General features: G+C 57.2%; 12 protein-coding genes. All 12 read left to right on the top strand.

The genetic code is table 11. From position 1 onward, the window contains the following. The first annotated feature begins 2,296 nt into the window (after positions 1–2,296). The 12 genes from DYQ94_RS09835 (at position 2,297) to DYQ94_RS09890 (ending at position 12,555) form a co-directional block, all read left to right on the top strand. Entirely contained in the window at positions 2,297–2,818 is a 522-nt protein-coding gene (locus DYQ94_RS09835) for a DUF2199 domain-containing protein (RefSeq protein ID WP_126965405.1), read from the top strand. 2,027 nt (positions 2,819–4,845) lie between these two features. After that, positions 4,846–5,229, top strand: a complete 384-nt coding sequence (locus DYQ94_RS09840; RefSeq protein WP_126965407.1) for a hypothetical protein — start codon at positions 4,846–4,848, stop codon at positions 5,227–5,229. A gap of 72 nt (positions 5,230–5,301) precedes the next feature. Next, a complete protein-coding gene (locus DYQ94_RS09845) occupies positions 5,302–5,703 on the top strand; it encodes a hypothetical protein (RefSeq protein ID WP_126965408.1) in 402 nt (133 codons plus the stop codon). Between the two features lie 168 nt (positions 5,704–5,871). Continuing rightward, positions 5,872–6,225, top strand: a complete 354-nt coding sequence (locus DYQ94_RS09850; protein ID WP_202397623.1) for a hypothetical protein — start codon at positions 5,872–5,874, stop codon at positions 6,223–6,225. Between the two features lie 605 nt (positions 6,226–6,830). Beyond that, a complete protein-coding gene (locus DYQ94_RS09855; protein WP_126965410.1) occupies positions 6,831–7,052 on the top strand; it encodes a hypothetical protein in 222 nt (73 codons plus the stop codon). Between the two features lie 1,750 nt (positions 7,053–8,802). Then, complete coding sequence (locus DYQ94_RS09860; RefSeq protein WP_046345383.1) at positions 8,803–9,156, top strand: SymE family type I addiction module toxin; 354 nt, start codon at positions 8,803–8,805, stop codon at positions 9,154–9,156. Between the two features lie 303 nt (positions 9,157–9,459). Then, positions 9,460–9,768 carry a hypothetical protein gene (locus DYQ94_RS09865; RefSeq protein WP_126965411.1) on the top strand — a complete coding sequence of 103 codons (309 nt, stop codon included), beginning with the start codon at positions 9,460–9,462 and terminating at the stop codon, positions 9,766–9,768. A gap of 120 nt (positions 9,769–9,888) precedes the next feature. Then, positions 9,889–10,191, top strand: a complete 303-nt coding sequence (locus tag DYQ94_RS09870; protein ID WP_184428939.1) for a hypothetical protein — start codon at positions 9,889–9,891, stop codon at positions 10,189–10,191. A 97-nt stretch (positions 10,192–10,288) separates the two neighbouring features. Continuing rightward, positions 10,289–10,699 carry a hypothetical protein gene (locus DYQ94_RS09875; RefSeq protein ID WP_126965412.1) on the top strand — a complete coding sequence of 137 codons (411 nt, stop codon included), beginning with the start codon at positions 10,289–10,291 and terminating at the stop codon, positions 10,697–10,699. Between the two features lie 70 nt (positions 10,700–10,769). Beyond that, complete coding sequence (locus DYQ94_RS09880; RefSeq protein WP_046345381.1) at positions 10,770–11,216, top strand: GNAT family N-acetyltransferase; 447 nt, start codon at positions 10,770–10,772, stop codon at positions 11,214–11,216. 72 nt (positions 11,217–11,288) lie between these two features. Beyond that, positions 11,289–12,092, top strand: coding sequence for a hypothetical protein (locus tag DYQ94_RS09885; protein ID WP_160954774.1), 804 nt, complete (start codon positions 11,289–11,291; stop codon positions 12,090–12,092). 280 nt (positions 12,093–12,372) lie between these two features. Continuing rightward, positions 12,373–12,555 carry a glycine zipper domain-containing protein gene (locus DYQ94_RS09890; RefSeq protein WP_102253267.1) on the top strand — a complete coding sequence of 61 codons (183 nt, stop codon included), beginning with the start codon at positions 12,373–12,375 and terminating at the stop codon, positions 12,553–12,555. Positions 12,556–12,574 lie beyond the last annotated feature (19 nt).

Below are 12,574 nucleotides of genomic sequence, written 5' to 3' on the forward strand. Positions count from 1 at the left end.
TTCGCTTGGCACGTCGTTCCCGCGCTGCGCTCGTTGCAGTTGGCTTCGGTGGCATCACGCGACGCTACATCGCTGGGCAAGCTCCATCCCGCAAGCTGTGGCACACTCGGTCCAGGCGGCAGTGCTGGGGAGCATGGTTGCACCATCCAACCTTCGCGGCCACTCACTGCCTAACAACTCATTCAAGCCGAAGTTGCTTCGCAACTCGGCTTAACTCACGCGTTAGGCCTCTATGAGTCGTGCGGACGTTCAACTATCACTTTCTAAATTCTTTGACCGCGCTGCCTGTGCAGCCGTCGCGGATAAAGCTCTTCTGGCTACATATATGTCCTCACTGAGCGCCTACATCTCGGAGATTGAGGATACCTTTGACCCGATAGATGATTGGTCAGTCCAAGAGTTGGAGAGCGTGTCAGAGTATATTCTCCACAATAGGCAATGGGTTGCGGGAAGCGATCAGGCCATCCAGCTACTGGCTGCCGCCTTCTCGGCAATCGATCGGCACAAGGACTTCTTGGCCGTGAATGGCCTGCTCCCTGACCATCTGCGGGAGAGGCCTAACAACTCATTCAAGCCGAAGTTGCTTCGCAACTCGGCTTAATTCAGGCGTTAGACCTGCCATGAGAGAAATCTACAACTTGATGGTTTTTTCTCTCGGCATCGCGCTGTGCGCGTGCGCTTCAGCTGCGCCGCCCCCGCGCTGCTCGTTCGGGCTTGCCCCTACAGCTACAGTTGCACCAAGGCTGCCACCCCGGCTACACAATGAGTTTTCTGGCAAAGCCCAAGTCGCTTTTGTCATTGGGCCTACCGGGCATGTGCAGTCCCCGGTCATTGTCTCGGCGGAGTGGCACCCCATCGGCCGCAGTCGCGGCCAACCAGTTGGCTACAACGACGCCATCCTTTCCGCTGTAGCACAGTGGCGCTATCCGTCGCGATAGCAAGCCTGCCGCCACCAAGTTCCGGTAGAGTTTCACTTTGAGGGCTCCAGCCCCGCGGTTGGCAGGTCTAACAATTCATTCAAGCCGAACCCGCTTCGCGGGTCGGCTTAATTCAGGCGTTAGGCCGCATGGAACAGATGACCGCAAGCGAACCTATGATGATTGGCTGCGGACCTCACGGCGAGCGAATCTCCGCCATTGTCTGTAGGCATCTGCTTCAAGGTCAGTCTGCTCCTTCTGGATTCGTGGAGAACAGCTGCGATCCAAATGACCTCCAAGCATGGTGCTACCTATGCGAGGATAAGTTCCAGTTGGAGGGAGACATGACGGATGCCTTTAGAGAATTCAATGGCATGGCCGTCGTCTGCGTTGTCTGCTACGGCGAGGCAAAGGCCTGCCACTCAATCTCAGCGGGTCAGTAGCCATGCAACTTGGCGTGCGGCCTAACAATTCATTCAAGCCGAACCCGCTTCGCGGGCCGGCTTAATTTAGGCGTTAGGCCGTGGTGGAGCAAATGCATTGGTGGTTGCCGCTTCGGTGAATTCGCAGGCGTGCATGCGGTTGGCTCCGGACAGCAGTCATCACCGTTGCTGGTTGCGGTAAGTTTGGTGCTTCGCCTTGGCACGTCGTTCCCGCACTGCGCTCGTCGCACTTGGCTTCGGTGGCATCACGCGCCGCGGCGTCGCTAGGCAAGCTCCATCCCACAAGCTGTGGCACACTCTGCCCAGGCGGCAGTGCTGGGGAGCATGGTTGCACCATCCAACCTTCGCGGCCACTCACTGCCTAACAATTCATTCAAGCCAAAGTTGCTTCGCAACTCGGCTTAATTCAGGCGTTGGGCCGCATGAAAGCTAGCCGCATACTGTTTTTCCTAGTTTTGACGCTGCTCACCGAGCCTGCCATCGCGCATCAGGACCGCATACTTAGCCTTGAGCCCGACGGGTCGATCCCCGAGATTCCCGCATCGTTCGGCAAGGCATTTCTGGTTGTTGAGGGCTTAGGCACGAAGGCGCCTGTCGTTAAGCTTAAAATTGGCGCTCGTAGCACCGCTCTACCACTTTGCATGACGCGACTCATTAAAACGCGCCAGAGGTCAAGTATAAGACTGAGCGGATCCTGGTATCACGATGAGAGAATTGTACCTTTCTACATCAATGTTGAGTTTCCTGACCCTGGTCAAGAACAAGAAAAATATCCAAGATCGGGCCAGACGTTCTTGTTCAACCTGCGCACCCCTAGTCTTATAGACTCCAGCTCTCCTGAAGGCTGCAGAACAGTGTCCTCTGCGCTGCGGCCCAACAATTCATTCAAGCCGAACCCGCTTCGCGGGTCGGCTTAATTCAGGCGTTAGGCATCACATGACAGATTCGAGCTACGTTTGTGCCAGTTGCGGCAGGACGCACGAGGGGTTGCCCACAGACTGGGGCTTCAAGTTGCCGGATGAAGCCTTTGAGCTTTCCTACTTGGACAAGTATCGGCGCACCCGCTCTAACACCGACCTTTGCGTCCTTGATGAGCAACGCTTTTTCATTCGCGGCATTCTCATGATTCCATTCACCCACCAAGAAGGTGAGTTTGCTTGGGGCGTTTGGGCCGAGGTCTCAAAGCCTGAGCATGACTTCTACGTGGACAACTACAGCAACGAACTCGTCCAGGGCACCAAATTTCAAGCAAAGCTCGCCAACACCATCCCCGGCTTTCCTGAGATCACCGGACTGCTCCTCGACATTGAGATTCAAAGTGCAAAGAGCCGGCCCATCTTTACGTTTCCGCTATCCGCGGATCATGAGCTCGCTATTGACCAACGCGATGGCATCGGTCACGCCAGACATCATCGATTCCTTGAGTTGTGCGGCCACTTCGACGAGAGTGATGCCTAACAACTCATTCAAGCCGAAGTTGCTTCGCAACTCGGCTTAATTCAAGCGTTAGGGGGCAGTGACAGTTATGGATTGGCACCACGTTCTCTTTGCCGCGGAACAAGGTATTCCTGGGCTCATCGGACTCACCGTTATCCTCCCGGCTTTTGTTCTCTCTTCGACGCCAAACCGTAAGCTCAAGGCGTCAGCCGCAGGCCTTTCTGCTTTCTTTTTCTTTGCGGCCTCATGCCTTGTGGTCGGCATTCCCGGCATTGAATCATCGCAACTCGCTAGGTATTTCCCACTGGCTGGGCTCGTCGTAACGGTCACCCTAGTTGCCCCTTCGGTCTTGGCCCTTCGGTGGCGCTGGGTCGGCGTGCTGCACTTGCTTACTGTCGCAGCGGCTGCGTACTTGTGGTTCGTCGGCAGCCTGGCAATCAGTCATGACGCCACGTAGGCTGCTCCCTAACAATTCATTCAAGTCGACGCCGCTTCGCGGCGCGGCTTAATTCAAGCGTTAGGTGCCATGGGGAAGGTTGCCCGCAACTGGATCGAACACACACAGGACTGGCGCAATGAGCCAATGGCCTACTGGGTTCACTTGGAGCTGGACGGCTCCACATGGCGCGCGTCCGAGTCATACAGCCCGCCGGCTCCCAAGGCCAAGGGTCGCAGCGGCTATCCCGTGCTTTGCGTCGAGTCGCAGGGTTTTGTCTTCCGCTTCTCTTCCGCCGCACAGCTTGCGGAGTGTGTGAATGTCCTTGGGCGCACCCCCCTCCCGACATCGCGTCGTCTATCCGCCATTCGCGGTGGCGGGCACGGCCCCAATAGTCACTGGCTTAGTCGGTTGCCTGGCCATATCAAGTCCCCCAAGATTCGACAACGTGCCGTGGAGGATCTCCGCTCAGTGATCTCTGCCATGGCACCTAACAATTCATTCAAGCCGAACCCGCTTCGCGGGTCGGCTTAATTCAGGCGTTCGACCGCTATGTACCGTCTCGGCCACCTTGTTAACGGTGAGTGGGCTGCCCACTCGCACCTGCCCGTGTTCGACATCGGGCAGCACATAACTGCGGGCGCTCCCGGCGGAGACCCTGGCGTTTTTGAACGATTAGTTGAATGCTTGGGCCCACCGTACCACTTGCTGTACGTGCTTCACACTCCTCGCGGAGAGGCGCTGCCTGGCCGTTACCAAAGCCCAGCCTTGTCGCTGGCTCAGGTCAAAGAGTTCCTAGCCAGGTTTGCGCCGTTTCTCTCCGCAGATGCACGCTTTGACCTCTGGGCATACTCTCCAGGAGACAAGGCCACTGTTGTGTGGGACCGTCACAACCAAGTATTCGGCTATGGCCCACTTGAGCGGTACTCTCGCACTCTGAGGTCCATGGGCTTTGCCCTGGGGCGGCCTGAGGTTCCGGCACCACATGAGCATCACTACCGTGAGGAGTTCGATGCTCTGGCCAGACACGTACTGACCGCTTTTGACTGGTCCCACTCTCCACTGCGCCCGGAGGATGAGCAGTGAGGGCGCAGTCTAACAATTCAGTCAAGCCGAAGCTGCTTCGCAACTCGGCTTAATTCAAGCGTTAGGCCCTGTATGAAATATCCCCGACATCGGCTTCTTCTCGCCGCGTTATTTCTGCAGCCGCTTCCTGCGTTGGCATCGGACCCCACCGGCCTGATCGTACTGCTCTACGGTGTCCTTGTTGCTGGCCTAGCAATCACCTTTTTCTTCACTTGGCTTTTCACACGATCCATTTCTACCTTTTGGCTCAAACTCTTGATCCGCACGGCTGTAGTGTGTGCATTTCTTACACCTGTCCAAATCGGGAACGCCGGTTACTGGTGGGCTGCACCCTTTGTCGTAATGGAACCAAAACTGCTCGCCACGGCGATTTCCTCTGTAATAATTGCCACTTTCACGGTCTGGCTTGCAATACTTATCGTACTCGGGCTCGGCCGTTTCCGGCGCGGCGCCTAACAATTCATTCAAGCCGACACCGCGGTGCGGCGCGGCTTCATTCAGGCGTTAGGCCGTACAGGGGACTCTGTTGCAATCTATCAAATTCTTCGCATTATCGTGTTTGGCGGTGGTCGTGTTTGATGCGGTCACATCTCTCGCGTCTCTGGTGCTTGGCTTTCCTTACACTTACGCAACGTTCGGATCCGCTATTCTCTACATCGCATTTGCATTCTTTGCTGCTCGTAAGTTTGGGTTCTGGGCTGCAGTTTTGCTCGGTTTAGCTATGGGCATCACTGATGCAACGCTTGGCTGGGCCGTCTCTTGGGCCATTGGTCCAGGCCGCCTTGCCGCAGGCACTCTTACCCTGTCGGTTTGGCTCTACACTGCGACGTTTGTCGTAGTCTTGGGCGCAATTTACGGGCTTATTGGCGGCGGCATTGGTGTGCTCACGCCGCGGCAGCGTGCGGCCTAACAATTCATTCAAGCCGAACTGGCTTCGCGGGCCGGCTAAATTCAGGCGTTAGGGGCAAAAAGGATTGCAGCCATGCATCAGGAAGCTGAAAGGACCATCAATCACGGCCTCAGCCTTAGTGCGAGACTGCTCCTTGGTGTCTTTGCCATGCTGTTTTGCGCCGTCATGGTCGTTGTTGCGCCGCCTACCGACAAGGCGATTTATTTCCACTTGTTTGCCGCTTTTTGCTTGCTACTCGCCCTTGCCTGCTTTACTCAAGGCCGAGTCAGGCAATTCATTGGCAGCCTCATTGGCTGCACCATCTTCGGTCTTGGCATCTGGTACCTTGTGGTCGAGCTTTCTAGGGCCCCAACTTGGCTTGGTGCGCGCAGTCAGCCATCAGTTCTAAACGCTTGCTTGTATCTCTTGTTTATCGGTTTTCCAGGTGCGGCATACGCTTATCGGGCACGCTTTGGCATGCGGCGTAAGTCCTAACCACTCATCCACGCGGACGGCTCCGCCGCCGCTTAATTCCAGCTTTAGACCGCACTGATGCAATCACACTCTCTCGAACTATTTGCTGACTACTTACAATTCTATCTCCAGGACGAGGGAGCGAGCGGCGACCTGTCGGATGCGTGGAGTCCAATAGCCATTTAACGCATGTTCGCTGTCTCAATGGGCGTGGTCGGGATCGGCACTGCGCGCAACATGTGCGTACCAGTTACGCTTGAGTTCCTGGATTCGGCGCCGTCTGCTGACTTCATGGAATTCGATCATGTTGTCGAGGGTTCACTCGCGATCACAAAAGGCCCGCTCGTTGTGGCTGGCTGCATGGACTACTTGCCTGATGCGGCACGCTTTGACTTGGCGCCTGGCGAGTACAGAGTCCGTCTTTCTTCTTCCGGCCTTTGCACGCTGTCGGAGGACGGGCTTGATGGCCAAGATCACTACCGCCTACAGCTTTGGCAAGCTTCGCCCACTGAACCAACCGTCCTTAAGCAGCGTGCGGTCTAACAATTCATTCAAGCCGATGCCGCTTCGCGACGCGGCTTAATTCAAGCGTTAGTCCGCAAGGGAGATCGCGTGGAAGGCCCAACCAACAAGCTTCTCATCGTCGGCGGCGCACTGAGTGGCGTTGCAGCACTGGCACATCTTGCATGCTTGGTAGTGGGCGCACTGCCCTTCCGCCTCTTGGGCGCCGGAGAGCAGATGGCGCAACGTCACGTTGAAGGCAGCTGGTACCCCACAGTGGTCACGCTAGCAATCGCCACCATCTTGGCCATTTGGGGTGCGTACGCACTCTCGGCCGCAGGCGTATTCCGGCCGTTTCCGCTACGTCGAACAGTCCTTACGGCGGTCACAGGTATTTACATCGTTCGCGGTGTGGCATTTGTCCCGGTCATGGCCTACTTCCCTGGCAACAGCCTCACGTTCTGGGTCGTGAGCTCGGCGACCTGTCTCGCCATTGGTATAGTGCACCTTGTGGGGCTTCGCCAGTCGTGGGGCAGGCTACGCCGGCTTGCGGCCTAGCCATCCATTCAAGCCGAAGCCGCTATACGGTTCGGCTTAACTCAGGCGTTGCGTCTGCTTTTTCGCAACTGACATTTGAGGCAAAGATCATGAGCGACTCCCGATTTTGCCGTTCCAACCCCTACTTAAAGATTGGCAGATCGCTGGTCTTGGTCGCCCTAGGAGTGATAGCTTTTACCTCGTTCTTTATTCCGGATAAAGATCTCCAAGCTATTGTCCGCAACATCGGTGGCGTGGTGCTGCTTTGCGGCGCTGTCGTCTATGTGATCGGTCGGTTCGTGCAGGCCAAAGGTGCACGGGCGACGGCCTGATAATCCATTCATGCCGTCGCCACTTCGCGGCGTTGCTTAACTCAGGCGTTCGCCGCTGTCAGGAGTCATCGCAAGAGGGAAAGGACACAAGCCGACGCAGTCGCGAAGGCCATTTTGGGGCCGGATCTGCGTACTCAGGAGCAGATTCGCCAGAAGCGTATAGCGGAGACCGCTTATCTCTCGCGAAAGCGCAAAGTAGCATGGTTTGCTTTAGCGGGCTCGGGGATCGGTGCTGGCGTTGCATACCTCATCGGCGTGCAGTTTCCAATCGGAGTGGTTTGGGGCGGGCTTGCGAGCTCCATAGTTGGCTGGCTGGTGACGCGCAGGTCCGGGGCCTAACAAGTCATTCAAGCCGTACCCGCTTCGCGGGTCGGCTTAACTCAGGTGCTAGGAAGCAAAGCAGACATGATCGCAACTCTATTCATCGCACTTCTCGCTGCTAGCTCGTCGACTGTGCCTGCCACTGAGCAACCCGCGCTTCAATGCAACATTTGACCGGCCTTGAAGCAGTTCGGAGGCAATGAGTGGCTGATATATGGCTGCGCTGACGGGCATTCCGTAGTGGTCGCTGCCCGCGCGCCTAATCCCGCTGCGCCGTTCGTCTTTATCCTCACGCCGGACGGTAACGGTGGCATTGAGTTGCGCGGCGAAGGTACTGGGACCGAGTCCGCCACCAAATCCGCGTATGACAGGCTCAGCAAGATGTCCAGCTCGAACCTGGCTGCGCTTTTTCAGGAGGCTAGTCGTGCCAATGGGCGGTAAGCTGCCGCCTAGCACTTCATTCAAGCCGAATCCGCTTCGCGAGTCGGCTTGATTCCGGTGTTGGAACTCAGGAGGAGAGTGCTGTGAACTGGAAGCGCGTCGTTGGCTGGTCTGCTCTACTCATGATCTTGACCAGTGGTGTCGGTGTTGTTAGCGGAGTCTGGGTGGCTCATTCGCAGATCGAACCGGCGACGATTGACCAACTAGTAGAGAGAGCCCGCCTTTTCAGGCGTGTTGCAACTGGGCTTATCGCAGTCGTCTGCTATTGGCGCCTTGCCACTGGTGCCCCGACTCGTAGGGCCTGGCAGGTAGGTGCTGCATTCTTGCTAGTACAGCTGACGGACATGGCTCTGTCTTTGGCACTGGGTGCGCATGTCGGTGAGTTACTCGAGCCGTGGGGTGTCTTGCGTTCTATGTTGTACGCACTAGCAGGCTACGTTCTAGCAACGCTGAGCCACAGCAACTCACGCAAGCCGAAACCGCTACGTGAGTCGGCTTAACTCAGGCGTTAGACCTAGCTGGAAATTTTATGGTGTTCAAAGGCTTGCTCATCACTATGGCTGTCTTGTGCGCCTTTCTCGGATACCGCGTTCTTCGCCTGGAGTCTGAGGTGCATCAGCCCGCTAAAAATTGAGAATAAGGGGGCGGGGTTATTTTCCAGATGTCTCATCGGTATGGGCAACGGCTTCGTTGGACGCTGATCGGCTCCCTGCTTGTTGAGGCAGTTGACATCCCAACAAACTCGCAGCAATCTCTTCCTCAAGGAGCGTAGAAACTCCTCGAACAGCGGTACCCACCTCCGTCAAACCGGTGGGTTTTTTGTGCCTGCAGCGTCTTGCGGGTGCAACCGACGCGATGCCTGCGTCGGGAGGGCGGCTAATACAACACCCTTTGGGGAAATACGCCCGCCGACTGTTCGCGGTTTCTAACCTCCCGACATCCCGTCGCCGCCCGGCGGCGGGGCCTGTTCGTCAAGGAGGGCTTTGCCATGCGTCGACCCACGTCCCGCCCCACCTCAGCGCGCAAGCGCGCCACGGTGCCGCCACCCACCGAGATCGGCTGGCACTCGCTCGACCCCTCGATCACGCCGCGGCGCTACTTGGAGCGCACCCCTATCCCCGAGCCCCGCCCCGATCCCAGCAAGCCGCGCCGCCAAGGTCACCCGCGTGCCCCGCAACGCTGCACCGTCGGCTACGGCTACTACCCCGACAGCCACCAACGCATCCCCACGCTGCGCCTGCGTGGCCGCTGGCTGGAGCAGTTGGGCTTCACCATCGGCAGCAAACTCAACATCCGCATGCGCAACGGCGAGCTGGTCGTCAGCGTGGCACCCAAGGACTAAGCAGATGCGTCGCGCAGCATGCAGACCAACGCCCGCATCAAGCGCAACGCGTTTAGCATCACACCTTGCGCGCTCACTGCTTCTCGCGCAGGAGGACAAAGGTGGAGCACCAGGCCGTCGTCCTGCATCTCACATTGGATCAACTTGACTATGGCATAGCACATGGTCATGGGCAGCCGCGCTGGCATAACGAGCGTTTGTTGCAAAGGCTTGCAGCGATTGACGGCAATGGACGACTCGGCGAGGATCGTTTTTACGCCACACGGGCAACCCCGGTAATAGCCAGGCGACTTGGAGGTTTGGATGAAGTTGATGCTTCTATTGGGTGTGGTACTTGCGCTTGGCAATATCGTTGCATCGGTTGCCGTGCTTCGCGTTTCGGTGCTGTCGCCATCACAACGCGCATTGCAAGTTGCCCTCATCTGGCTTGTTCCAGTCATTGGCGCGGTGGTTTGTGCGGCATTTGCTTCTTCTCAGGCAGCTGGCTCCACGTCGTCCGATACAAGTGACCCGTTCTATCTGTCATCCGATGGTGGCGCATCGGCTGGTCAGGACATTGGTTTTTCCAGTTGCGATGCGGGGGACTCTGGCTGTGCCGGAAGCAGTGACTAGTGGCGACGCCGGGCAAGTCGTTCAAGCCGGATCCAGTTCGCGGTTCTGTTTAATCCAGTTGCTGGACCGCTAAGGATATTTCGAGGGAGACAGATGATTCTTTGGGGAAGGGGCGAGCGAGTGCTGACCTTCGACCTGGCAGAGCATGAGCACTGCCAGAGGTGCGAGCAAGAGCAAGACTTTACATTGCGTCTCAAGTACACGTACGGACACTTCTACCATCTTTTCGGATGGGTTATCTCCAAGCAGTACCAGCTCATTTGCCCCGTTTGCTCCCACGGCTGGATAGTTAACGCTTCGGCGGCGGAAGCGCAGATTGGGTACAACCCAGTGCCGTTCCATCAGAGGTCAGGATGGATTGTCATGCTTGTCCTTGCGGCAATCATTGGACTTGCCGCCGTGACGTATCAGCATGCGGCGTGACAATTCATTCGAGCCGAAGCCGCTTCGCCGGTCGACTTAGCTATTCGCTCAAGCCGAAGACGCCTAACAGTCCAACTTAGCCAGACTATTGAAATCCATGTCTGATCCCCCACAAATATCGGCAATTGAGGCATCACACCTCTCATACAATGCTTTCCTCTTTACTGTAGAGACGTTGGCCGAGCCAGCGGAAGAGCAGTGCCAAGCGATGGGCGACTACAACACCGCTTGGGAGCTACGAGATGATGCTCTGTACGGACAGAACCTGAAAGGTACTGGCTTCTTCACAGAGCAGCAGGAATCTGCTGTTCTTGCATTGATGGCTGCGGCACATCCTGTTCCGGTCAATGACATACCAGGAGGCTCGGGGCGCACCGTAAACCTTGTAGCAATGCAGCGCCCCGCTTGGGAGCAGGTTCACTTGTTGGCTAAAGCTCTCCTGGAAATACTTGCTCCAGTGACCGAGACAAACAGAGCATTTATTGGCTCTCCCGCTGATTCGTCCTAGAATTTCAATCAAGCCTCATCCACCTATCAAATCGAATGAGCGTAGCCGTTCGGTGCTACAGGGATTTGCAATGACTCATTCAACGCCCTACCGCGTTGTGCATCAAACACCGACTGTCGAAGCGTATCGGCATCTTCGGCAAGCAAGCGGCTTGAGTCCGAAGGCACTTGAAGCCGCCGAGCGCGGGCTGCCCAACTCGCTCTTCAGCGTGCAGGTGCTTTGCGATGGCGAGCCGGTGGCGATGGGGCGCGTTATCGGTGATGGCGGCTGTTTCTATCAGGTGGTGGACATTGCCGTCTTGCCAGAACATCAGGGCCGTGGCCTGGGTAAGGCTGTCATGGGCGAGATCGCCAATTATATTGAGCAGGAAGTCCCTGAATCGGCGTACGTCAGCCTGATTGCGGATGGTCAGGCCTACAGGCTCTATCAGCAGTTCGGTTTCGTGTTGACTGCGCCCGCCAGTGTAGGCATGGCCTTCAAGAGGAACACCGCGAGCGCAGCGCCGAACCTTCGGTAGAGCTACCATTGTTCTGCTGCGCTCGCGCCCAGCGTTCCAATCTGTCACTCACGCACTGCCGCCAAGGAAAGCATGTTCTCCATCTTCAAGAAGAAAGCCGCTCCGTTATTGATCGTTCGCGCCGATGGGCGAGAGTTGTGCCGCGTTACCGAGAGCGATGTCCCATGCGAGCTCAAGCCCCGTGCGTGGTTGAAGGCCAATAGCGTCCTGGAGTTTGCCGACTCGGCGGGAGAGGTGCACCGGCATGAACTCGGTGCTGCGACGGGGTGGTTCCACTTCTCCGTTCGTGTGCATCCCAACCTCGGGTGCCAGGCAGACTGTGTCATTTCGCAGACCGAGCAGCTGGAGCCGGATGCGTTTGCGAACGGCAAGGCAGCCGGGATCAGGTTTCAGCCGTTCTTCCTGCCGGGCGCCAGCGTCAGCAGTTCCGTATTTGCAGGCAAGGGGCTGTTTGCCAGGGGGCTGCACTTCAATGGAATCGTCACCGGTGGCAATGTGGTGCTTTCCTGTGAGTGCGACCACTGCCAGCGTTCGTTCCTGATCCGCTCCTATCACGCGGGTTTTAGCAACGCGGGATACTTCTACTCGGGGTCCGGCAAGTACACCATCACCGTCGATAGCCACCTGCCTGGCAGCCCCGCAGCGCTGTCCGAGCCGGATGCCGAAGCGCTTGCTGCGCTGGAAGACGCACTGCCGTTGGCGCCGGATGGGTCCAGCTACGCCTATCTCAATCCCTTTCGCTGCCCGCATTGTTCCGAGCCTTACATCGATTTTGAGGCGAACCCGGGGCTGAGAGCGAGCGAGTACTACGGGAATTACTTCGAGGGTTCAACGCTGTTGCGATACGCGCCGCCCGATGTTCAGCATCCTTCCTGATGACTCCATTGTTGCATTGCCGCTGGTCTTTCCGAGCTCGCAAAGCAACGCTTTTATAACGAGTCCGAATGCGCTTGAGCAGGCATGCATTGCCATCTCATGGGCTGAAAATCAGCCTTGCTTGTTGGCGTGATGTCACGCTTCCGCTACGCAGCGCGGAGTTCCGGAGTTGCAACGCGAGCCCAAGACATTAGAATCAATACGCGTAGTGCGCGTCAGTTCCCGCCTGCGCAGCGTAATCGTTAGGTGGATCGGTTCAACTATCAACGAAGGAATGCTCATGTTGAAACCAGCAGATACCAAGCTCTATTCCAAATTGGTCGGCACCAGCATTGGCATCGGTGCAGCCTTGGGGGCTGCCCTCGGGGCAGCAATGGGCAACCTGCCGCAAGGCCTCGGCCTGGGGCTGTCGCTTGGCTCCGTGTTCGGCATTGCCTGGGCGCGTCGGCGTGGTGCCATCTGACGCCGGCATGAGCTGACAC

The organism is Xanthomonas sp. LMG 8993, from assembly GCF_009835065.2.
Taxonomy (GTDB): domain Bacteria; phylum Pseudomonadota; class Gammaproteobacteria; order Xanthomonadales; family Xanthomonadaceae; genus Xanthomonas; species Xanthomonas arboricola.